Source organism: Vibrio sp. Vb1554 (assembly GCF_033344235.1).
On record NZ_JAWPOJ010000013.1, the window covers coordinates 56618 to 78683 of the forward strand.

A 22066-nucleotide genomic window follows, 5' to 3' on the forward strand; every position below is an offset into this window, starting at 1 on the left:
TTTATTTTTAATAGTGGAATAACGGTCACATTAATTACGCTTCACCATTCGGATCGAATATAAGACAAAAAAGATCAAAAATAGCACAGGAAAGATCCACAACAGCGCCGTGGAATAATTTAATGGTGGTTGATACAGAACAATATTCCCATAACGAGCAACTAGATAGTCCTTTATTTCTTGATCTGAGCTGCCTTCATTGGCCATCGTATACACTTTCAACCTCAGGTCTTTAGCCGCTTGTGCATTAGACTCGACAAGGTTTTGGTTTTGACACTGCGGGCAGCGTAAGGTCTTGGCTAACGAGGTTGCACGCTGTTGCACTTCAACAGAATGAAATTCAAACAGATCAACATTCTGTTCTATATCCGCACTTCTCGTGAAAGGAGAAAATAGTATAAATAGGATTAAAGTGAGGAGAAGATTATTAAATCGAAACATTCAAGTATCCTGAAAATATATCGTTCCATTTATCTGCCGTTAGCTCCCCACGATATTTGATCAATATACGACCATTTTGATCAATCAAGTAAGTTTCCGGCGTTCCGATAACACCTAGCTCCACAGCAAGCTTTCCATTAGGGTCACTAATTACTTCAATATATGGATTTCGTTTAGAGCTCAAATATTCACGAGCGGCTTGTTTTTGATCTCTATAATTCAGCCCAATAATAGGCACACCGAGTTCTGCTAACTGCAATAACTCTTCATGCTCTCGTTTGCATGCTCCGCACCAAGATGCCCAAACATTCAATAATTTATATCCGTCGCTTTTGAACAGCTGCTCAGAAACCATGTCATCAGAGATCAGAGAAGTAGAGCGAAAATTAGGTGTCTCTAAATTTCGTTGTGGGGACAATTCAACATGTGGTCGCTCAGACAAAGCCACCGCAGTTACTACAGCAAACACGGCAACAGCCACAACGAGACCTGCGAGTTTAAGCGTATTTCTCGATCGCATTGATAGCCTCTCTCCTTTTCTTTAAGCCTGTTAATAGCGCACCAAACACAGCTAGTAGCCCGCCAGACCATATCCACCAAATACCTGCGCGGTACTGAACTTTAATCGCATAAGCATAAGTATCGACTTTGTCACCCAATGTCACGTAATAATCGCCATGCCATAGTGAACGAATCGCAGGCTCGGTCATATTCATCACTCGCACAGGGTAATGACGCTTTTGCGGGTTGAAATTGAGCATGCGGCCATCTTCCAAGTGCAAGGTGATCTGTCCTTGTTCCGCGGTGTAGTTTGGCCCCACCAGCCATTCGATACCATGATAATCGATAGTGATCCCCGCTCTTTGTTGAGAACTGCCAGGTTCGACACGTAAATTGTGTTCATATGAGTAGTGACTGTTGAATACAGCCCCACTCACCGCCAGTGCAAAACCGATATGTGCCATCACGATTGGCATGAGTTTACGCTTATTGGAGCAGCGAAACAGCATAACGAGATGCGCCACAATCACCCAAGTAGCCAACGTTATGGTTAACAATACTTCGAAATGCAGTGCATTCACTGAGAACATAAACCCGATCCCAGAGACTAGAGATAACGCGATACTGATCGCGATATCACCGCTTACACTCGGAACTGTGCCTTTTGTCCATTTCAGCACTGGCATGAATGCTAAGGCAATCAGAGCCAGTATGCTTAATGGGAAGATCAGACTATTAAAGTAAGGTGCGCCAACTGAAATGTTCCCTAAACCGAGCAGTTGATAAACCATCGGATAAAAAGTGCCAAGAAAAACGATGGCAGTCGCAATAACCAGCAGCCCTTTGGCGATATAAGCAGTGTAAGCTCGGCTCGCTAGAGATTGAAGTTTGAAACGAGGGAGTTGTTCTCCTCGCAAAATCAGTACGCCAAAAGTGATAATGACAAGCAAGCTCAATACACCAATCAGCACCAAACCTTTAGTTGGGTCCACCGCAAAAGCGTGCACTGAAGTCAGCACGCCAGAGCGCACCACGAATGTCCCTAAAATGCTTAGGCTGAACGTAGCAAACGCCAGTGCATAGGAGCTCCAAATTGCGCCTCTGTTACGTGTTGCGACAACACCGCTGTGCAACAAAGCAGTACCAGTAAGCCAAGGGAGTAGAGAAGCGTTCTCCACAGGGTCCCAAAACCACCAGCCGCCCCACCCTAGCTCATTGTACGCCCACCATGATCCCACCAAGATACCCAACGTGAGCGTTCCCCATGCAAAAAACGCTGCGCTTCGAGCAACCACATACCAATCGCTCATCGGTTGTTTACCCAATAGCGCTGCTAATGCAAAAGCTAATATTGCTGCGTAACCGACATAACCGAGATAAAGCAATGGTGGATGAATGATAAGCCCAACATCTTGCAACATTGGGTTTAGATCTCGTCCTTCCGACGCCAATACTTGGGCATACTCGAACGGGTTAGAGGTCATTAACGTGAACCAAGCAAATGTCGCAATAAGAACGTTCATGATTCCTAAACAGTCACAAGTATATTGGGCGTTGAGCGGTGACTTAAATGCAATAAACGACGCCCATAAACTCAAGGTGACGACCCAAAACAACATGGAGCCTTGGTGCCCACCCCAAGCGGCAGCAATTTTGAACGCCACGGGAAGTTGACTGTTGGAATGCGTAACAACATATTCCAACGCGAAGTTGTCTTGCACGAAGCAGACGATCAGAAGTGCTAAACAAATGATGGAAGCTAAGCTAATGATGTGGGACATCGCGACTTGATGCGGCAATGTCGCCTTCTTACCCATAGCACGACGTAGCCAATGCAGCAACGATGCACAAGTCGATGTTACAGCCACCAATATCAGTAAGAAGAACCCTAGCTCAGCCTCCATTTTTCCCCCTTACACTATGGTCATTTGACCGGCATAGAGAATGAAAGTACGTAGCATAAGTACGCCAACCAAGCTCAACGTCGTGACCACAAAAACGTAACTGCCTTTGTGGCGCACTTCTGAAGGCGTTAACCAATTGAGAGTCAAAGGCGTAATCATGCCGATGAACACTACGCCAACCCAGAACCATTGAGCCCAGAATCCACTCGAAATAGCATTCCAAGCCGCGACTTCGTTCTGACCACCGCTGAAGATCAGTCCAGTAAAGAATGTCACTAAGACAAACAACTCAAACAACACTACAGGGCGTTCAAATCCGTGCACCCAAGACACACTTGGGCTGCTGGTCGACTCTTTAAACACCAAGATGCCGAACATCAAGCATGCCGCTGCACCCGAGGACAAACTAGAGAACAGGAACAAGATTGGCAGTACTGGATTGTTTAGCATTGGATAAGTCTTCAATGCAGACAATAGAAAGCCAGTGTACGCTGCAAGCACGATGGCTAAGAAGCCCAAGAACAATTCAATTGCGTTGTTGGCTTTCCCCGCCTTAATCAAAATGCCATCGGCAAAATCCAACAGTTTGCTCGGTAACTTACCCTCACAAAAGCTGATGATTTGATGGCGGAAGATAACGCCGATCCAAACAAACAGCACCAGCATGTACACTTGGAACAAGATCACGCCCATCGACATCACAGACGTTGGGTTGTAGTAGATCATGATCTTCCAAAACTCTAAAGGCTTGGTTAAATGGAAAATCAAAATTGCCAACCCAGCAATGATGCCAAATGGCGCAAGCCAAGCCATAGCTTTCATGATGCCGTTGTTTGCGGGATCACCTTCAATCACTTTGCGTTTTAAATAGATAGAAATCATCACCGCACCTGCTGACATCCCAGCAAGGAATAAGTAAATCGCGATGATCCAATCCCAGACTAACGAGTCAAAGTGGAATGCACTTTCGAAGCCGTTCATGATGACACCTCCCCTTTGCTATGCGGAATTTTGTACAGTTTAGGTTGCGTACCTAAATGCGATTTATCGCGATAGACAACATGGCTTTCGATAGCTTTGCTCACCTCGCTAGTTGGGTCATTCAAATCACCAAAGATGAGTGCTTTTGTTGGGCAAGATTCCACGCAAGCTGGCTGTTTACCTTGCGCTAGGTTGGTATCACGGCAGAAGTTACATTTATCCGCAGAGTGATCGACTGGATTAAAGAAGCGCACTTGGTAAGGGCAAGCGGCAAGGCAATAACCACATCCGACACATTTCTCTTTGTGCACATCCACGATGCCGGTCGCTTCATCTTTGTATGCAGCGCCTGTTGGACAAACGTACACACATGGTGGGTTATCACAGTGCTGACAGGATTCGCGAGTAAACTGGTATTCCACATCTGGAAATTCGCCAATCGGTTCACTGCGATGAATTTTAAGTCGCGTTACGCCTTCAGGGACTTTATTTACTTCGCGACAAGCATCGGTACAAGCGGTACAGCCAATACAGGCATTTTCATCATGAACCATACCCATGCGTTTCGCTTGTTCACTGTTGCTGGCATAGAGAGAGGAGCTAACAACGGAAGTGCCTGCAACGCCAGTAGTTAAAATCAACGCGCCGCTGCCGGCTAAAAAGTTTCTTCTCGAACATTTCATGCTATCTCTCCTCTTCTTTGGCAAGTTCAGGTTCGACGGCAAATTCAGAGTGACAATCCACACACTGCTTGATCAGTTGTTTTCTGTCGTACGACAACGCTTTGGTTTTCGCTGCGTGTACATCGTGGCAATTTGAACAAGTGAGGTTTTTGGCGTGCACATCGTGCGTCCAGTGGCTTTCTCTCAGCTGTGTCGGTGCGTGGCAATCCACACATTGGCCGTTGGCTTTAAGAATCATGCTTGGATCAAGGAACACTTTGTCGTGTACCTCTTTCGATTGCGCGGCAGAAAACTTAATCACATCAGGCGCACCTTCACGATGGTCGGGACCAATGTTGCTATGGCAATTGGTGCAATTAAGTTGCTTCCCTTGGCTGAGTAGAGCTTGCGGGTCATGCGAAAGGTTCAGAGTCTCTTTTGCATCCTTATGACATTGCAGACACTTGTAGTCACGGTCACGGATCAACTCGACTTGATGACGCTCAGCTTGAGCACCTTCAATCGGCTCTGAAGAAGTCGCATGGGCGGCGATGGAGAAACCATAGATGGCAAAGACGAAGAGAAGTTTCAGCATTGTCTCTATGGTCAATTTTATATTGCCCATATTGTTCTTTCCTTAGCTCGATAATAATTGATAACTATTCTCAATTATTTATTTGAGCGACAATTAATTTCCTCTGAAGATATTTTTTAGATCTTCAAATGACATCAATTCTTATTTCGGAAAGCCACAACGCTGCTAATAAAAACGAATATGGAGATAACACTGTGAGCATAAAACACTGGATGAGCGCACCTATTGCGGTTGCGACCTTATTCGCCAGCCAATTATTTTTGGTTGACGCTCCGTTAGCGGCAGAAGAGAAAGATTTTATCGATCCTCGTAACGATGTCTTTGAACAGAACCACCCTGATCAATACCATTCTTGGAAAGCAACATCCGAAAGTGAGCACATTGAAGATGCTCTAAGTGAAGACCCAAACATGGTTATCCTGTGGGCAGGTTATGGCTTCGCGAAAGACTACAACAAAGCGCGCGGTCACTTTTACGCACTTGATGATGTTCGCCAAACCTTACGTACCGGCGCACCAACCGACGAGAAGTCCGGGCCTATGCCGATGGCGTGCTGGAGCTGTAAAAGCCCAGACGTTGCTCGCGTGATTGATGAACGTGGTGAAGACGGTTATTTCGAAGGTAAATGGGCACGCTTAGGCTCAGAAATCGTCAACCCTATCGGTTGTTCCGATTGCCACAACACAGGCTCTGAAGCCTTCAAGAAAGGCGAACCTGCGCTAGCACTGACTCGCCCATACGTCGAGCGTGCTTTTGATACTATTGGTAAAAACTTTGATGAACAGTCTCGCCTAGATAAGCAAGCATCGGTCTGCGCTCAATGTCACGTTGAATACTACTTCACCGGCCCAACTAAAGCGGTTAAATTCCCATGGGATATGGGCACCACCGTTAATGACATGGAGAAATACTACGACGCGTTGAATTTCAAAGATTGGACGCATGCCGTATCTAAAGCGCCGATGCTAAAAGCGCAACATCCAGGTTTCGAAACTTGGAGAGCGGGTATTCATGGTAAAAACAAAGTGGTGTGTGTGGACTGCCACATGCCTAAAGTGACCAAAGAAGACGGTACGGTGTACACAGACCACAAAGTGGGTAACCCATTTGATCGTTTTGAAGACACCTGTGCGCAATGCCATACCCAAACTAAAGAGCAGCTACAAGGCATCGTCTCGACTCGCAAAGCGCAAGTACTGAACATGAAGCTAACCGCCGAGAAGCAAATCGTAGCGGCACACTTTGAAGCAGGAGCAGCGTGGAAAGCAGGTGCAACAGAAGCAGAGATGGAACCTATCCTACAAGATATTCGCCATGCACAATGGCGTTGGGACTACGCGATTGCTTCTCACGGTGTTCACATGCATGCTCCTGAGGTAGCACTTGAAGTACTAGGTACTGCAGTTGACCGCGCTGCTGACGCCCGTACCAAATTGGTTCGTTTACTGGCAACCAAAGGCATTACTGACCCTGTTCAAATTCCAGATATCTCGACCAAGGCGAAAGCACAACAAGCACTGGGCATGGATATGGATAAGATGAACGCAGACAAGAAACACTTCCTAGAAACAGTAGCGCCAGAGTGGGATAAAGCAGCAGCTGAACGCGAAGCCACGTATTAGTCTAACTGGCAACGGTTAACTTATAGATACAACAAGGGGCGTACTGAACGCCCCTTTTCTTTCTTTATTATCTTTATCTCTTCATCCTGATTCTATCGAGAGACAAAAATCGAATGTACTAGCGACGAGGAAGCCTAGGTCTAGGTTGAATATTTGGACGTGCTTTAGGTATCTGCACATTTGGACGAGCAACTGGACGCTGGATCTTCGTTTCCGGTAATGCTTTTCTTTGTTGAACCTTTTCTTTCACCGCCTTGCCTTGTAAAGTCGCTGGTTCAATATGCTCCGGACGATTCTCCCATTGGGTTCGAATCTCTTGCTTTTGCTCGTCAGGCAGTGATTGCCAATGATCGTCAAGTTGGCGTTTCATGTTATCGATATTGGCGGACATATCGTCGTCTTTCCAATCTTCGATTTTGTCTTTGATGGATTGCTGTTGGTCTTCATCTAAACCATTCCACCACTCTTCCAGTTTCTCTTTGTATTCATCGTCGTTATCGCAACAGCCCGGATAGTAATAAATCCAGTAGTCGTCATGATCGTACCACCACGGGTCGTAGTAACCCGATGAATAATAAACCGTAGAGGAAGAGCCAGAATGATCGGAAGAGCTACAACCCGCCAGCACAGAGCCGCACAGCAAAACCAATATGCTTAGTGCTTTATTTTTCATTCGTTGCCCACCTTTCCCTCTATTGCTTGTTAAATTGTACGCTTACAACAGCTCTTTTGCTTTGTTAATAGAGTTAATGATTTGCACCCTATCTAAATTTGGATCATTAGAATCTAATAATAGTACCCAGGCATCAATCGCTTCCTGAAATCGGAATGACAGAAAATGATCATTTGCGATCAAAGACAAAGCGGCTTCATTGTGCGGTTCTATCTGCAAAGCTTGCTCCAAAAGCAAGCTAACTTCTTGCGTCATTGATTGCTGGTGAATGTAGTACAAGGTCGTCGCTTTTGCGGCAAGTTGCGTGGCACTGACTGGCTCAGTCAGTTGGATCGCGTAATCAAAACAAATCAGCGCGCCATCAAATTCCCCCTCTAGCAGGTAGCCCTGCCCGAGTTGGAACCACAATTCAGCGTTGTTCGGATCTTCACGCAACTGGTCTTGAATCTCTTTCATGATGTCACGAGCAGTCATCATTCGTGACATTTCCGCTTGTATTGGTTTAGGCGGAGTTTGATGCAGCAATAAGAAACTGGCACTCGTCACGACAAGTACTAACAGGCAAAAGCCAAACCATTGAGCAGGTTTAACTTTTGATGCACTCAGTGATAAGAGTACGATAAACAGCCCCATCAGAGTGATGGCAGCGAAAAACCAAACAGACATAACACGTCCTGTAAACAAAGATAACGTCAGTGTACGCATTTCTTACTTTAAATGCGTTGATACAGATACAAAAAAGCCGAGCAACTAAGGCTCGGCTTTTCATATCAGGATAACGATGTAAGATTACTCTTCGTTACCTTCCTCTGCATCATCAGCAGCTGGAGCGTCTTGCTGCGTATTTTCGTCTGTTGACTCTAACGCTTCTGCATCTTCATCAGCAGGCAGCTCTTCATCATCAACTTCTTCAATACGTTGCAAACCAACAACTGATTCATCTTCCGCAGTACGGATAAGCGTTACACCTTGTGTGTTACGACCAACTTGGCTAACTTCACCCACACGAGTACGTACTAACGTGCCAGCGTCGGTGATCATCATCATTTCATCACCTTCAACAACCTGGATAGCACCAACTACCGGGCCATTTCGCTCAGAAACTTTGATAGAAACTACACCTTGAGTGCCACGACCTTTTGTCGGGTACTCGCTAAGTGCTGTGCGTTTACCATAACCGTTTTCTGTAACCGTTAGGATGTCGCCTTCGTGCGAAGGAACAATAAGTGATACAACTTGGTCATTTTCAGCCAGTTTCATACCACGAACACCAGAGGCGGTACGACCCATAGGACGAACACCTTTAAACTTGATCTCTGGCTGACCATTCTCATCAAGAACTGGTTTACCATTTTCATCAAGTACTGGAATCTCTTCTGCTTCTTTAAAGCGAACCACTTTACCCGCTTTAGAGAACAGCATGATTTCATTTTCGCCGTTAGTGATATCCACACCGATTAACGAATCGTCTTCACGTAGGTTCACAGCGATTAGGCCGTTTGAACGTACGTTTGCAAACTGGTTCAACGGCGTTTTCTTAACCGTACCGTCACCTGTTGCCATGAAGATGAATTTGTCTTCAGAGAATTCATCAACACGTAGAATCGCGGTAATGCGCTCACCTTCTTCGAGTGGAAGGATGTTCACAATTGGCTTACCACGCGCAGTACGGCTCGCTAGAGGCAATTGGTAAACTTTCAGGCGGTATGTCTTACCACGAGTAGAGAAACACAAGATGTTATCGTGGGTATTCGCCACTAGAAGACGCTCGATATGGTCTTCATCTTTCATCTTAGTCGCACTCTTACCTTTACCACCACGGCGCTGTGACTCGTAGTCGCTCAGTACTTGGTACTTAACGTAACCACCGTGAGATAGAGTAACTACAACGTCTTCACGTGCGATCAGCTCTTCCATGTCAATATCATGGCTCGCAGCTGTGATTTCTGTACGACGAGCGTCACCAAAGCCGTCACGAACCGCTTCAAGTTCTTCACGGATAACTTCCATCAAACGCTCAGTGCTCGCAAGGATATGCATGAGTTCAGCGATTTCTTCTAGAAGTGTTTTGTATTCGCCTAGAATCTTCTCGTGTTCTAGACCTGTTAGTTTATGTAAACGTAGATCTAGGATAGCTTGTGCTTGTTGCTCAGTCAGGAAGTACTGACCATCACGAATACCATATTCAGGCTCTAGCCATTCAGGGCGCGCAGCATCTGTACCAGCACGCTCTAGCATTGCTGAAACGTTGCCTAAATCCCAACCACGAGCGATAAGACCCGCTTTTGCTTCAGCCGGTGTAGGTGCCTTACGGATAAGCTCAATGATTTCATCAATGTTAGCAAGCGCTAGAGCTAAACCTTCAAGGATATGAGCACGTTCACGCGCTTTACGCAGTTCGAAGATAGTACGACGTGTCACAACTTCACGACGGTGATCAACGAAGCACTTCAACATATCTTTTAGGTTGAATAGCTGTGGCTGGCCATTGTTTAGGGCCACCATGTTGATACCGAAAGTGGTTTGCAGCTGAGTCTGAGCGTAAAGGTTGTTTAGAACTACTTCGCCCACAGCATCGCGCTTACACTCAATAACAATGCGCATACCGTCTTTATCTGACTCGTCGCGCAGTGCACTGATGCCTTCTACTTTCTTATCTTTAACTAGCTCAGCGATCTTTTCGATCAAGCGAGCTTTGTTTACCTGGTAAGGAATTTCAGTGACGATAATGGTCTCTTTACCATTCTTCTCCACTTCGATGTCCGCTTTCGAACGCATGTAGATTTTGCCACGACCTGTTTTGTACGCGTCTACAATGCCTTTACGACCGCTGATAAGCGCCGCCGTTGGGAAATCAGGACCAGGAATGTAATCCATTAGTTCATCAATAGTGATTTCTTCATTATTGATGTATGCAAGACAGCCATCAATCACTTCGCCAAGGTTATGAGGCGGGATGTTGGTTGCCATACCTACTGCGATACCAGAAGCACCGTTAACCAATAGGTTTGGAATTTTAGTTGGAAGAACCGCTGGGATCTGCTCAGTACCGTCGTAGTTTGGTACGTAGTCTACGGTTTCTTTGTCTAGGTCAGCCAATAGTTCATGGGCAATTTTTGCCATTCGAACTTCGGTGTAACGCATTGCCGCAGCAGAGTCGCCATCGATCGAGCCAAAGTTACCTTGACCATCGACCAGCATGTAACGAAGCGAGAACGGCTGAGCCATACGTACGATTGTGTCGTACACAGCACTATCACCATGTGGGTGATATTTACCGATTACGTCGCCGACAACACGGGCTGATTTTTTATATGGTTTGTTCCAATCGTTGCCTAGTACGTTCATCGCGAATAAAACGCGGCGGTGTACTGGTTTTAGGCCATCACGCACATCTGGAAGAGCACGACCCACGATGACTGACATCGCATAGTCTAGGTATGAACCTCTAAGCTCATCTTCAATGTTTACGGGCGTGATCTCTTTAGCTAAATCGCTCATAGAGCCATTATCCCTCTATTATCTGATCGTAATTACGATACGTGTAAGGTGCAAAAATATAACACACAATTCATCACTTCGGCATCACTTTCCCTCTCCTTTTATCAGGTTGTGAGCTTGGTTATGAATCAAATGTCGAGAATTTGCACACTCATCCCATATCTTTCTGATTAGTGGTTATATTTCGGTCAATATTGAGCAAAATCGGACCCTTTACGCGGAAAAGCGAGGTAAATTCCTTTAACCACACAACGCGAAAATGCAGGTTTTAGAGTTATTATCACTGGCACCAGTTCAAGGATGAACCAAAAACAATAGTTAGCGCTTTACAAATTACAGGCACCTGTCTCGATTGCCGCGCCAGTGAACTCTGTCATTGTCCCTTAACTAAGCACATCGAGGTTGTTTGGGTGTAAAACGTTGGAGTATACTGGCGCCCTCTAAAGGACTCAGATTGAATGCAATAAAACCAATTATGACTAAAGCACAAAACGTCGACCCAAGTGAAATTAAGAAATTCGAGGACATGGCTTCTCGATGGTGGGATTTAGAAGGCGAGTTTAAGCCGCTTCATCAAATTAACCCACTTCGTTTGAACTATGTACTTGAAAAAGCAAATGGCTTGTTTGGCAAGCGAACACTTGATGTCGGCTGTGGTGGTGGCATTCTTGCTGAAAGCATGGCAAAAGAAGGCGCTATTGTGACGGGGCTTGATATGGGTAAAGAACCATTAGAAGTCGCGCGACTACATGCATTAGAAACAGGCACTCAACTGACCTACATTCAGAGCACAATAGAAGACCACGCTATAGAAAACGCAGGAACTTACGATGTCGTGACTTGTATGGAGATGCTTGAACACGTTCCAGATCCTCTCTCCGTTATCCGCTCTTGTGCTGCGCTAGTCAAACCCGGTGGTCACGTGTTTTTCTCAACTTTGAACCGAAACATTAAGTCGTACTTATTTGCTATTGTCGGTGCTGAGAAGCTTCTTAAGATTGTTCCTGAAGGCACTCATGAGCACGATAAGTTTATCAAGCCAGCCGAAATGATGAAGATGATAGACCAAACTGACCTGACGGAAATGGGCATTACTGGGCTTCATTACAACCCTCTAAATGATAGCTACAAACTCGGTCGTAATGTAGATGTAAACTACATCGTTCATACTAAAAAATACTGAACGCTATTAAGTTAAAAAATGAGTTTTGTGATTGACATTTTTTAAAGAAAATGAATCGGAAGCGGTAGCACAAAGTTGCCGCTTTTTTTGTCTTTTTATGGCTAAAATTCGTGCTCTAGATTCCATTTTGACCAAGCCATTTTTCGTAGATAAAAACGGCCAAAGATCAAGGAAAATATTTTTGCATGCGGTTATTTCTAAACCGATCTCGAAACCGTACTTTTAACCATTCAAGTCTGCCCTTTTCTCATCGGTTAGTGTTCACTTACTGATTTTTTTCATTTTGTCAGTTATCCACAAGTCATCCCCGATCTGTACCTTGAAAACTCAGGGTAATAGCACTATCTTGTAACCCGCAAACAAATGAACCCCTATATGTTGTGTTTAAGCGACAATATATAGATAGACTTTGATCACAAAGCCGCCGCAAGCTTTACTCATATTGCACATAAACAAACAAAAATACGGCTTTTATCAGTTTTCTTAGGGAAATAAAGCAGAATGAACCAACAACTTACCGTCACCAAGCGTGATGGCCGTAAAGAAAGTATCGATCTGGATAAAATCCACCGCGTTATCACTTGGGCTGCAGAAGGTCTAGATAATGTTTCGGTTTCTCAAGTAGAACTTCGCGCTCACATCCAGTTTTACGACGGCATCACAACGACAGATATTCACGAGACAATCATCAAGTCTGCGGCAGACCTGATCTCTGAAGAGACTCCGGATTACCAATACCTAGCTGCTCGCCTAGCGGTATTCCATCTGCGTAAAAAAGCGTATGGCCAATACGAGCCACCAACGCTTTATGATCACGTGTCTCGCCTCGTCGATATGGGTAAGTACGATCAACATATTCTAGAAGACTACACAAAAGCAGAACTCGACGAACTTGATGCGTACCTCGACCATAAACGCGACCTAAATTTCTCATACGCGGCAGTTAAGCAGCTAGAGGGTAAGTACTTCGTACAGAACCGTGTTACGGGCCAAATTTACGAAAGTGCTCAGTTCTTATACATCCTTGTAGCAGCGTGCTTATTTGCGAAATATCCAAAAGCGACACGTCTTGATTACATCAAACGTTTCTACGATGCGACATCGACATTTAAGATTTCTCTACCTACGCCAATTATGTCTGGCGTGCGTACCCCTACTCGCCAGTTCAGCTCATGTGTTCTGATCGAGTGTGGCGACAGTCTTGATTCTATTAACGCAACAGCAAGCTCAATTGTTCGTTACGTATCTCAGCGCGCTGGTATTGGTATCAACGCAGGTCGTATCCGTGCATTAGGCTCAGAGATTCGCGGTGGTGAAGCATTCCACACTGGTTGTATTCCGTTCTACAAGTACTTCCAAACAGCAGTAAAATGTTGTTCACAAGGTGGTGTACGTGGTGGCGCAGCTACTGTGTTCTACCCAATGTGGCACGGTGAAGCACGCTCACTAATGGTACTTAAGAACAACCGTGGTGTTGAAGAAAACCGTGTTCGTCACATGGACTACGGTGTTCAGTTAAACAAACTGATGTACCAACGTTTAGTTGAAGGCGGCAATATTACGCTATTCTCACCATCTGATGTACCTGGTCTGTACGACGCATTCTTCGAAAACCAAGAAGAGTTTGAGCGTCTATACGTGAAGTACGAGAACGATCCTTCAATCAAGAAAGAAACGGTTAAAGCGATTGAAATGTTCACTCTGCTAATGCAAGAGCGTGCATCAACGGGTCGTATCTACATCCAGAACGTGGACCACTGTAATACTCACAGCCCATTTGATTCTGAAGTTGCTCCAGTTCGTCAGTCGAACCTATGTTTAGAAATCGCACTACCAACGAAACCATTAACTAACGTTGAAGATGACTCAGGCGAGATCGCACTGTGTACGCTTTCTGCATTCAACTTAGGTGCTATCAAGTCTCTAGATGATTTCGAAGAGCTATCCGATCTTGTTGTTCGTGCGTTAGATGCACTGCTTGATTACCAAGATTACCCTCTACCAGCGGCATACAAATCGACTATGAACCGTCGTACGCTAGGTGTTGGTGTGATTAACTTTGCTTACTACTTAGCGAAGAATGGCGTGAAATACTCTGACGGTAGCGCGAACGGCCTAACTCACCGTACGTTCGAAGCAATGCAGTACTACCTATTGAAAGCATCTGTAGCACTGGCGAAAGAACAAGGTAAGTGCCCTTCATTCGACGAGACGAACTACGCGAAAGGCTTACTGCCGATTGATACGTATAAGAAAGATATCGACCTAATTTGTGACGAAGCGCTGCACTACGACTGGGACAGCCTACGTAAAGAAATTATGGAGCACGGCCTACGTAACTCAACACTGACTGCGCTAATGCCTTCTGAGACTTCTTCTCAGATTTCAAACGCAACTAACGGTATTGAGCCACCACGTGGTTACGTTTCAGTAAAAGCTTCGAAAGACGGTATCCTGAAGCAAGTTGTACCAGAGTTCACAGAACTTAAAGACAGCTATGAACTGCTTTGGAATATCGGTTCGAACGACGGTTATCTACACCTTGTGGGTATTATGCAGAAGTTTGTTGACCAAGCTATCTCTGCTAATACTAACTACGACCCGTCACGTTACGAGACTGGCAAGGTTCCAATGAAGAAACTACTTCAAGACCTGCTAACAGCGTATAAGTTTGGTGTGAAAACGCTTTACTACCACAACACTCGTGATGGCGCGAAAGATGAACAGAAAGACGCTGTTCAACCACAAGATGACGATTGTGCTGGCGGCGGTTGTAAGATTTAATCTTCCCGTACCTAGCGAACCCGTAAAGACAGACTATCGATAACCTCCCCCTTACGGGGAGGTTTAAAAGGAATTGAGGCATTATGGCTTACAGTACTTTTAACCAAAAAAAGAATGACCAATTGAAGGAACCAATGTTCCTAGGTCAATCAGTAAACGTTGCACGTTACGACCAACAAAAGTTTGAGATTTTCGAAAAACTTATCGAGAAACAACTTTCTTTCTTCTGGCGTCCAGAAGAAGTAGACGTATCTAGCGACCGTATCGATTACAACAAACTGCCAGATCACGAGAAGCACATCTTCATCTCTAACTTGAAGTACCAAACGCTTCTTGACTCTATCCAAGGCCGCAGCCCTAACGTGGCACTGCTGCCGCTTGTGTCTCTACCAGAACTAGAGACTTGGATTGAGACTTGGTCTTTCTCTGAAACGATTCACTCTCGTTCTTACACACACATTATTCGTAACATCGTGAACGATCCTGCTGTAGTGTTTGATGATATCGTTGAGAACGAGCACATTCTGAAGCGTGCAAAAGACATCGCGCACTACTACGACGATTTGATTCAAGCGACGAATGATTACCATCGCTACGGTGAAGGTGAGCATGTCCTTAACGGTGAAACGGTTAAGGTTAGTCTGTACGATCTTAAGAAGAAGCTGTACATCTGTTTGATGTCTGTTAACGCACTAGAAGCTATTCGTTTTTACGTCAGTTTCGCATGTTCTTTCGCTTTCGCAGAACGCGAACTAATGGAAGGTAACGCGAAAATCATCAAGCTGATCGCTCGTGACGAAGCACTTCACTTAAACGGCACGCAGCACATGATCAACCTGCTACGTAACGGTCAAGATGACTTCACTTTCATGCAAATCGCAGAAGAGGCAAAACAGGACTGTTTTGACCTATTCAAAGAAGCGGCTGAGCAAGAAAAAGAGTGGGCAGAGTATCTATTCAAAGATGGCTCTATGATCGGTCTAAACAAAGACATCCTAAGCCAATACGTTGAATACATCACAAATATTCGTATGCAAGCGGTAGGTCTACCAGCAGCGTATCCAAAAGCAACAACCAACCCAATTCCATGGATTAACGCTTGGTTGTCTTCAGATAACGTTCAAGTTGCGCCTCAAGAAGCAGAAATCTCTTCTTACCTTGTGGGTCAAATTGACAATGAAGTTCGCGCAGATGACTTCGAAGGATTCGAGCTGTAATGGCAACACTCAAAATCAACAAACTGATCAGCATTGAATCCAACCCTTCCAATACGATTTTGGAAACAATGGAGCAAGCTGGCCTATTACCAGAATACAACTGCCGTGATGGGCACTGCGGCGCCTGTCGCTGCAAATTGGAGTCTGGTGAAGTGGAGTATGTTGGTTTTGCCATGGCTTACACACAAAGTGATGAAATATTACCTTGTATCTGTAAAGCAAAATCAGATTTGTCACTTAGCGGCGTTAACTACGCGATGAAAGAAAAGCAGCGCGCATAACGTTGACTCGACGGTATAAAATGCAAAAGCCAAGGTAATCACCTTGGCTTTTTTGTCTCTGTTTTTTGTCTCTCAGACTACTGTAGAGAGCTTTGGTTATAAAGCACTGCTCGGGAGGTGCATCTCTTTAACTTTCTCTAAAAATGCATAATGCGCAAACATCGGTTTACGTTCTAGGTAGCGACGCAACAAGTCTAGTGCTGCCGTGCTGATCACTTTAACTTGATCACTGCGCTGATACTTTTTCGAGAGTTTATATAACGCTCCCCACTCGCCTGACGGTGTCGATAAAGCGACGGAAAAAACGCCCTCTTCAATATGGCCAGTGACGAGTGATAAATCCGTCCCACACTTCTCTCGCGTAGCACCAGCCAGAGCAAACGTTTCTGCTAATGGATCTCCGCTGTTGCCCATCGCCTGAGTCAGGCTCGGTAGTACCCAACCATGCCCTAGTTGCTTTTCAGCGTTTTCATCACTGTTTAGCCAGTACGTTAAGTATCCCCTGCTACTTTTTTCGGAGGTCGACACTGTTAGTCCTTTATCGACCAACAACTGGCCGACATTTTCAACCATAGGTAAGTCAATACTAACGGTATTACTCTCAAGGTGTTTATTAATTATCTGTACTAGTTTCAAACGCTGTTCAAGCTGATCTGAAGGACCAAAAAGTTTCACTTCAATAAAAGGCAAGTAAGAGCGATACCCTAGCTCATAGCCTTGAGGAAGTTTTAGCTGATCTAGCTTATCTGAAATACCGGATTCAGACAGACCAAACGTGTAGATTCGGCTACAACATGAACCTTGCACATCGGGAAACACTCTTCTCAGATCGGGAAGAATTTGCGTCTCTGCCATGAGCTTAAATTCACTTGGTACACCCGGTGTGAAATAAAAAATGGCATCATTAATCAGCATTTTGAAACCGCAAGCAGTGCCTATCGGGTTGTCCAATATCTCTGCCGTTTCTGGCAGCATTGCTTGCTTTAAATTACTGTCCGGCATAGGGATGCCACGTCGAGCATACAAACTTTCTAGATGCTGCAACCACTCTTTGAATAGCACCAGTTTACAATCGGCGGCTCTCGCGGCGGCGGCGGCACTCATGTCATCCGTTGTAGGGCCTAAACCACCATTAACAATAACCACATCGTTGTTAAAGCTGAGCATTAAAAACTCTTCAACCAAACTCGATAGGCTATCACCAACCGTTGAGCGCTTTGTTAAGCCAAATCCATGTTGATAAAACAGGCTAGACAACCATGCCGCATTAGTATCAACAATATCACCGTGGAGGACTTCCTCACCAGTACTAAGCATTGCTATTTTCACAACTGACTCCTGAACGTAAGCACAATCCTATTTTCGTTATAGCGCTTATTTTTCTTTTTATTTGGACAAATCTCGCCGAGGTTTGTTGGGACTAAATAAGGGTCAAGTGTTTAAATGATTGATGTTTTGAGGGATAATTACGAGCCCGAACATACACCATTAACTCGGAGACCTTTGTGTCAAAATCATCCATGTTCAAGACGACTCTAACAGGCCTTTGCTTGGCTTCGTCAGCGCTTGCGCAAGCAAGTCACTATGACCTAAGCCGTCATACAGAGTTTTCTTACACACCTGATTGCTTGTCAGGTTACTGCGAAACGACGACTCTGTACACCTTCGAGGCTCAAAATCGCGGTGTTATGTATGAACAGAATAATGATGATTCGCTAAACCTTGACGCAGGGCTTCAGCCTAAACATCTCATCATCCCTCAAGATAAAGACTGGGATTATCTGATGGGTCAAACCTACACCATTCTAGGTCTCAGTATCGCGACCGTAGGCATGATGACTTTTCTTCCAGAAAGTATCACCAAATGGGACGAAGAAGACCGAGACATGAGTAAGTTGGGGCAAAAGTGGAAAGATAATGTCTCTGACGGCCCCGTTTGGGATCGCGATGAACATGTCCTCAACTACATCATGCACCCATATTTTGGCGGCGTTTACTACACGGCAGCACGTCACGCTGGCTATAATGAATTTCAGTCGTTTTTGTACTCCGCAACGATGTCGACGTTCTTTTGGGAGTATGGCGTGGAGGCGTTCGCAGAAGTACCATCTTGGCAGGATATTTTTATCACACCATTCTTTGGTGCTGTTGTTGGTGAAATGATGTTAACGGCTGAGCAAGACATTATTGCAAACGGCGGCGAAGTTATGGGCTCTGAAACCGCAGGTGATGTTTCGCTCTTCTTCTTAAACCCTGTTGGACATATTCATTATTGGGTAACTGATGCATGGGGCGGTAGTGCAGAACTACAATTCAATTCATCACCTTGGTTTGGAAACCAAGATGTTGCAAAATTCGCCATGGACGCAGGCGCAAACTATGACAGTCAATTTTATGGTGTCGAGTTAAAAGTAACCTTCTAATCCTAAGTTGATACTCGGTAAAAAGCAGCCTTACGATGGCTGCTTTTTTGTGCTCTGAACATTGTTTTAATTATTTGCATCACGAATTAGTGTTAAAAATTGACTTTCATCAAACATTACCCGCCCTTAGCACCTACACTAAATAAAAGGATTTATTCCAATAACTTAAGTAGCACGTTTATTCGTACTGCGTCCAAACCTTGATTCCAGGAGGGGACATTATGAACACCGTATTTATTGTTAATTTTGTCGGACAAGCGTCACCCGCCACGATTAAAGAGCTCGCTGCAATCACACACGAAAACGGCGGGAAATGGCTGATCAGCAAAGTAAACTTTATCGAAGACCAAGTTGCAGGTGTCATCAAAGTAGAGCTTCCAAGAGAAAATGCCGACATCGTTAAACAGGCGTTCTCTTCTTGTCAGACTCTTGTTGTTAGGTTCGTCGACTCTGAACCTCATTCATATCGTGAAGACACTATCTTCCAACTTCGTTTAGATGCCAACGATAGAGCGGGTATTGTGAATGAAATTACTCACGTTCTCGATAATCAAGGTATCTCAATTTTAGATATGGATTGTCAGCGTGTATTCATTGCTGGAGGCGGAGGGGTAAGCTCTAGCTTATTCAGCGCTAAAATGGCGATAAAACTACCTAGCGAGCTAGAAATTGAAGACATAGCCAATGAGTTAGAATCTCTGAGTGAAGACACTCGTGTAATTGTAGAAAGCTAACTGCATACCTTTAACGCTTCCCCAATAAAAAGAGCAGCAATTCAGCTGCTCTTTGTCGTTCTAATACTCAATACGTTTTATTTCACTGACCACTGAGACAGTGAACGTTTGAAATCAGAGTAGTCAAATTCATTCAGTTTTTGAATGTCACCATTCGAGCGTTCACAGTAGACCGACGGCATACGTAGACCGTTAAACCAGTTTAGTTTCACCATGGTGTAACCGGCACTATCTAGAATATGCAGACGCTGTCCTATCTCTAGAGGCTGTTCGAAGTTCGCCACGCAGAACTGGTCACCAGCCAAACAAGAGCACGAGCCGATCACATACTCATGTTCACCATTTTCAGATGCTTCAAGGATTGACGCTGGCTCATTGTAGATCAACGTATCTAAGCGGTGAGCTTCTGTGGCCGAATCGACAATCGCCGTCTTCTTTACGTTCTCTACAATATCAACCACTGTTACAACGAGATCAGTGGTCTTAGTAATTATCGCTTCACCCGGCTCTAAATACATTTGTACGCCGTGTTTCTCTGAGAACGCTTTAAGTGCTAACCCCAACTTCTCGATATCGTACCCCGGCCATGTGAAGAACACGCCGCCACCCATGCTTACCCAGTCCAGCTTATCTAGGTACTCGCCAAACTGAGCTGAAATAGCATCGAGTAAGCCGATAAACGCATCCACGTCTTTGTTCTCACAGTTCATGTGGAACATTACGCCATCAATACCATCAAAAATTTCCGGTTTGATGTGATCAGCCTGAACCCCAAGACGAGAGAATTGACGCGCTGGGTTTGCTAAGTCTTGCCCTGCATAGCTCACACCTGGGTTTAGGCGCAAGCCAATCGATGCTTTACCTTCGACAATATGACGATAAGCCGCTAGCTGTGACTGAGAGTTAAAGATCATCTTGTCACAGATGTCCGCCACATCGCGAACGTCATCTTCGCTGTAACCCACACTGTATGCGTGTGTCTCACCACCGAACGTTTCGTAGCCAAGCTTCACTTCAAACGGGCCAGAACTTGTTGTTCCGTCTAGGTAAGGCTTGATGATGTCGAATACACCCCATGTTGAGAAGCACTTCAGTGCTAATACAAGCTTCACACCAGAGATGTCTTTTAGCTGTTTTGCTTTCTCTAGATTCTCAATCAGCTTGTCTTCATTGATCATGAAGTATGGCGTTTTTAGTTCGTTTTGTTGCATTTTGATACCTTACGTCCCTTCGCCTTAGCAAAGACACTATAAAATCGAACAAAGCCGACGCAAGTGCATCGGCTTAAACGTACAAATAAGAGTCGCTAAATTCTTACTTCAATTTATGGATAACAGGTTGTCCTGGCTCCAGTTCTTGAACATGCCAATCTAGACCAATAGATGGCATGGTTTCTAGGAATGGGTCAGGATCTAGCTGCTCCATGTTGAACACGCCTTTGTCTGCCCATTTGCCACGGAAGAACTGCAAAGCAGCAGTGATCGCAGGTACGCCAGTGGTGTATGAGATAGCTTGGTGTTCAACATCTTCGTATGCGACTTCGTGATCAGCGTTGTTGTAAATAAATACACTGCGCTCTTTACCATCTTTCTTACCTTGAACCCAAGTACCGATACACGTTAGGCCAGTGTAGCCTGGCGCGAGTGATGTTGGATCTGGTAGTAGTGCTTTTAGCACGTGCAAAGGTTGAACAACCGTACCGTCGTGAAGCGTTAGTGGATCTGGGCTGAGTAGACCGATGTCGCGCATCACATTGAAGTAGTTTAGGTAACGGTCACCAAAGCCCATCCAGAATTCGATGCGTTTCGCCGGGATGAACTCTTGCATAGATCGAACTTCGTCGTGCGCCATTGAGTACACTTTGTGTGAACCACAATTCGGGAATTCAAACTCAAGCATACGTGAGTGACAAGGTACTTGTTTCCACTCGCCGTTTTCCCAGTAGAACGAATCGCCTTGAATCTCAAGCATGTTCGTTTCTGGATCAAAGTTAGTTGCGAACTTCTTACCGTGGTCGCCTGCGTTTACATCCATTACGTCGATAGTATCGATTTCATCGAACAGATGCTTCACTGCGTATGCGGCAAACACCGATACTACGCCCGGATCGAAACCAGCACCAAGAATACCTGTAATGCCCGCTTCTTCAAACTTCTCACGGTAACCCCACTGCCAATCGTAAGCTTGAGGTACTTGTTGGCCTTCAGAGCACAAATCAACCGCAACAGATGTATCAAGGTATGACACTTTAGCTTGGTAACATGCTTCCATAATAGACATGTTCACCCAAGGAGGACCTGCGTTGATCACTAAGTCAGGTTGTACTTCTTTAATTAAAGCAACTAAAGAATCTACGTCGTCCGCGTTTACCGCTCGCGCTTCTAATTTCTTAGTTGAATCTTTCAGATTGTTTTTCTTCTGAATCGATTCGATGATTTTCTCACACTTACCTACGGTACGTGATGCGATTGTGATATCACCCAGAACGTCGTTGTTTTGTGCTGCTTTATGTGCAACTACCCAGCCAACGCCGCCTGCACCAATCTGTAGAATTGCCATAGTTT

Annotated in this window: 19 protein-coding genes; 7 read left to right on the forward strand and 12 right to left on the reverse strand. The window is 45.0% G+C overall.

Going from position 1 to position 22066, the window contains the following annotated elements; translation table 11 throughout:
• Nucleotides 1-30: 30 nt before the first annotated feature.
• From nrfF to nrfB, 6 genes are read right to left on the reverse strand one after another with little or no spacing between them, the layout of a single operon-like run.
• Entirely contained in the window at nt 31-441 is a 411-nt protein-coding gene (gene nrfF / locus R8N28_RS12765; protein WP_025767282.1) for a heme lyase NrfEFG subunit NrfF, read from the reverse strand.
• Entirely contained in the window at nt 428-961 is a 534-nt protein-coding gene (locus R8N28_RS12770; RefSeq protein WP_065274668.1) for a DsbE family thiol:disulfide interchange protein, read from the reverse strand. Before R8N28_RS12770 ends, nrfF begins: the two co-directional genes overlap by 14 nt.
• Complete coding sequence (locus R8N28_RS12775; protein ID WP_065274669.1) at nt 939-2846, reverse strand: heme lyase CcmF/NrfE family subunit; 1908 nt, start codon at nt 2844-2846, stop codon at nt 939-941. Before R8N28_RS12775 ends, R8N28_RS12770 begins: the two co-directional genes overlap by 23 nt.
• Nucleotides 2847-2855: 9 nt before the next feature.
• Nucleotides 2856-3827 (reverse strand): cytochrome c nitrite reductase subunit NrfD, encoded by a 972-nt coding sequence (gene nrfD / locus R8N28_RS12780; protein WP_005386801.1) that lies wholly within the window; start codon nt 3825-3827, stop codon nt 2856-2858.
• Nucleotides 3824-4510, reverse strand: a complete 687-nt coding sequence (gene nrfC / locus R8N28_RS12785) for a cytochrome c nitrite reductase Fe-S protein (RefSeq protein WP_017636123.1) — start codon at nt 4508-4510, stop codon at nt 3824-3826. Before nrfC ends, nrfD begins: the two co-directional genes overlap by 4 nt.
• 1 nt (nt 4511) lies before the next feature.
• Entirely contained in the window at nt 4512-5114 is a 603-nt protein-coding gene (nrfB, locus tag R8N28_RS12790) for a cytochrome c nitrite reductase pentaheme subunit (RefSeq protein ID WP_053306575.1), read from the reverse strand.
• Between the two features lie 164 nt (nt 5115-5278).
• Here nrfB and nrfA point away from each other — a divergent pair, with 164 nt between their 5' ends.
• Entirely contained in the window at nt 5279-6706 is a 1428-nt protein-coding gene (gene nrfA / locus R8N28_RS12795; RefSeq protein ID WP_025998734.1) for an ammonia-forming nitrite reductase cytochrome c552 subunit, read from the forward strand.
• A 118-nt stretch (nt 6707-6824) separates the two neighbouring features.
• On the opposite strand, the gene R8N28_RS12800 is transcribed toward nrfA, so the two are convergent.
• The 3 genes from R8N28_RS12800 to gyrA all read right to left on the reverse strand — a co-directional run bounded on the left by R8N28_RS12800 (nt 6825) and on the right by gyrA (nt 10880).
• Nucleotides 6825-7379 carry a hypothetical protein gene (locus R8N28_RS12800; protein ID WP_017636126.1) on the reverse strand — a complete coding sequence of 185 codons (555 nt, stop codon included), beginning with the start codon at nt 7377-7379 and terminating at the stop codon, nt 6825-6827.
• Between the two features lie 42 nt (nt 7380-7421).
• Nucleotides 7422-8045, reverse strand: a complete 624-nt coding sequence (locus R8N28_RS12805; protein ID WP_054701274.1) for a tetratricopeptide repeat protein — start codon at nt 8043-8045, stop codon at nt 7422-7424.
• A gap of 123 nt (nt 8046-8168) precedes the next feature.
• A complete protein-coding gene (gene gyrA, locus R8N28_RS12810) occupies nt 8169-10880 on the reverse strand; it encodes a DNA topoisomerase (ATP-hydrolyzing) subunit A (protein WP_017636128.1) in 2712 nt (903 codons plus the stop codon).
• A gap of 475 nt (nt 10881-11355) precedes the next feature.
• Here gyrA and ubiG point away from each other — a divergent pair, with 475 nt between their 5' ends.
• From ubiG to yfaE, 4 genes are all read left to right on the forward strand, one after another.
• The gene (gene ubiG / locus R8N28_RS12815; RefSeq protein WP_017636129.1) at nt 11356-12063 is read left to right on the forward strand and encodes a bifunctional 2-polyprenyl-6-hydroxyphenol methylase/3-demethylubiquinol 3-O-methyltransferase UbiG; all 708 of its coding nucleotides are present in this window, start codon (nt 11356-11358) and stop codon (nt 12061-12063) included.
• A 501-nt stretch (nt 12064-12564) separates the two neighbouring features.
• Nucleotides 12565-14847, forward strand: a complete 2283-nt coding sequence (nrdA, locus tag R8N28_RS12820; protein WP_005376819.1) for a class 1a ribonucleoside-diphosphate reductase subunit alpha — start codon at nt 12565-12567, stop codon at nt 14845-14847.
• 83 nt (nt 14848-14930) lie between these two features.
• Nucleotides 14931-16064 (forward strand): class Ia ribonucleoside-diphosphate reductase subunit beta, encoded by a 1134-nt coding sequence (gene nrdB / locus R8N28_RS12825; protein WP_064368593.1) that lies wholly within the window; start codon nt 14931-14933, stop codon nt 16062-16064.
• Nucleotides 16064-16345 carry a class I ribonucleotide reductase maintenance protein YfaE gene (gene yfaE / locus R8N28_RS12830; RefSeq protein WP_005376817.1) on the forward strand — a complete coding sequence of 94 codons (282 nt, stop codon included), beginning with the start codon at nt 16064-16066 and terminating at the stop codon, nt 16343-16345. The genes nrdB and yfaE overlap by 1 nt, the downstream gene beginning before the upstream one ends.
• Before the next feature lie 96 nt (nt 16346-16441).
• Here yfaE and R8N28_RS12835 read toward each other — a convergent pair whose 3' ends face one another.
• Nucleotides 16442-17674, reverse strand: a complete 1233-nt coding sequence (locus R8N28_RS12835; protein ID WP_042522801.1) for a CinA family nicotinamide mononucleotide deamidase-related protein — start codon at nt 17672-17674, stop codon at nt 16442-16444.
• Between the two features lie 191 nt (nt 17675-17865).
• Here R8N28_RS12835 and R8N28_RS12840 point away from each other — a divergent pair, with 191 nt between their 5' ends.
• The gene (locus R8N28_RS12840; protein ID WP_033905662.1) at nt 17866-18768 is read left to right on the forward strand and encodes a DUF3943 domain-containing protein; all 903 of its coding nucleotides are present in this window, start codon (nt 17866-17868) and stop codon (nt 18766-18768) included.
• Between the two features lie 221 nt (nt 18769-18989).
• Entirely contained in the window at nt 18990-19502 is a 513-nt protein-coding gene (locus R8N28_RS12845; RefSeq protein ID WP_005376814.1) for a glycine cleavage system protein R, read from the forward strand.
• 77 nt (nt 19503-19579) lie between these two features.
• Here the strand turns inward: R8N28_RS12845 and nspC are convergent, their stop codons facing one another.
• Nucleotides 19580-20713, reverse strand: a complete 1134-nt coding sequence (gene nspC / locus R8N28_RS12850; protein WP_005386789.1) for a carboxynorspermidine decarboxylase — start codon at nt 20711-20713, stop codon at nt 19580-19582.
• Between the two features lie 103 nt (nt 20714-20816).
• The gene (locus R8N28_RS12855; RefSeq protein ID WP_012841628.1) at nt 20817-22061 is read right to left on the reverse strand and encodes a carboxynorspermidine synthase; all 1245 of its coding nucleotides are present in this window, start codon (nt 22059-22061) and stop codon (nt 20817-20819) included.
• Between the last annotated feature and the right edge of the window lie 5 nt (nt 22062-22066).

Coding starts and splice junctions, on each gene's coding strand:
- nrfF (WP_025767282.1), bottom strand. CDS start 441: ATGTTTCGATTTAATAATCTTCTCCTCACTTTAATCCTATTTATACTA.
- R8N28_RS12770 (WP_065274668.1), bottom strand. CDS start 961: ATGCGATCGAGAAATACGCTTAAACTCGCAGGTCTCGTTGTGGCTGTT.
- R8N28_RS12775 (WP_065274669.1), bottom strand. CDS start 2,846: ATGGAGGCTGAGCTAGGGTTCTTCTTACTGATATTGGTGGCTGTAACA.
- nrfD (WP_005386801.1), bottom strand. CDS start 3,827: ATGAACGGCTTCGAAAGTGCATTCCACTTTGACTCGTTAGTCTGGGAT.
- nrfC (WP_017636123.1), bottom strand. CDS start 4,510: ATGAAATGTTCGAGAAGAAACTTTTTAGCCGGCAGCGGCGCGTTGATT.
- nrfB (WP_053306575.1), bottom strand. CDS start 5,114: ATGGGCAATATAAAATTGACCATAGAGACAATGCTGAAACTTCTCTTC.
- R8N28_RS12800 (WP_017636126.1), bottom strand. CDS start 7,379: ATGAAAAATAAAGCACTAAGCATATTGGTTTTGCTGTGCGGCTCTGTG.
- R8N28_RS12805 (WP_054701274.1), bottom strand. CDS start 8,045: ATGTCTGTTTGGTTTTTCGCTGCCATCACTCTGATGGGGCTGTTTATC.
- gyrA (WP_017636128.1), bottom strand. CDS start 10,880: ATGAGCGATTTAGCTAAAGAGATCACGCCCGTAAACATTGAAGATGAG.
- ubiG (WP_017636129.1), top strand. CDS start 11,356: ATGACTAAAGCACAAAACGTCGACCCAAGTGAAATTAAGAAATTCGAG.
- nrdA (WP_005376819.1), top strand. CDS start 12,565: ATGAACCAACAACTTACCGTCACCAAGCGTGATGGCCGTAAAGAAAGT.
- nrdB (WP_064368593.1), top strand. CDS start 14,931: ATGGCTTACAGTACTTTTAACCAAAAAAAGAATGACCAATTGAAGGAA.
- yfaE (WP_005376817.1), top strand. CDS start 16,064: ATGGCAACACTCAAAATCAACAAACTGATCAGCATTGAATCCAACCCT.
- R8N28_RS12840 (WP_033905662.1), top strand. CDS start 17,866: ATGTTCAAGACGACTCTAACAGGCCTTTGCTTGGCTTCGTCAGCGCTT.
- R8N28_RS12845 (WP_005376814.1), top strand. CDS start 18,990: ATGAACACCGTATTTATTGTTAATTTTGTCGGACAAGCGTCACCCGCC.
- nspC (WP_005386789.1), bottom strand. CDS start 20,713: ATGCAACAAAACGAACTAAAAACGCCATACTTCATGATCAATGAAGAC.
- R8N28_RS12855 (WP_012841628.1), bottom strand. CDS start 22,061: ATGGCAATTCTACAGATTGGTGCAGGCGGCGTTGGCTGGGTAGTTGCA.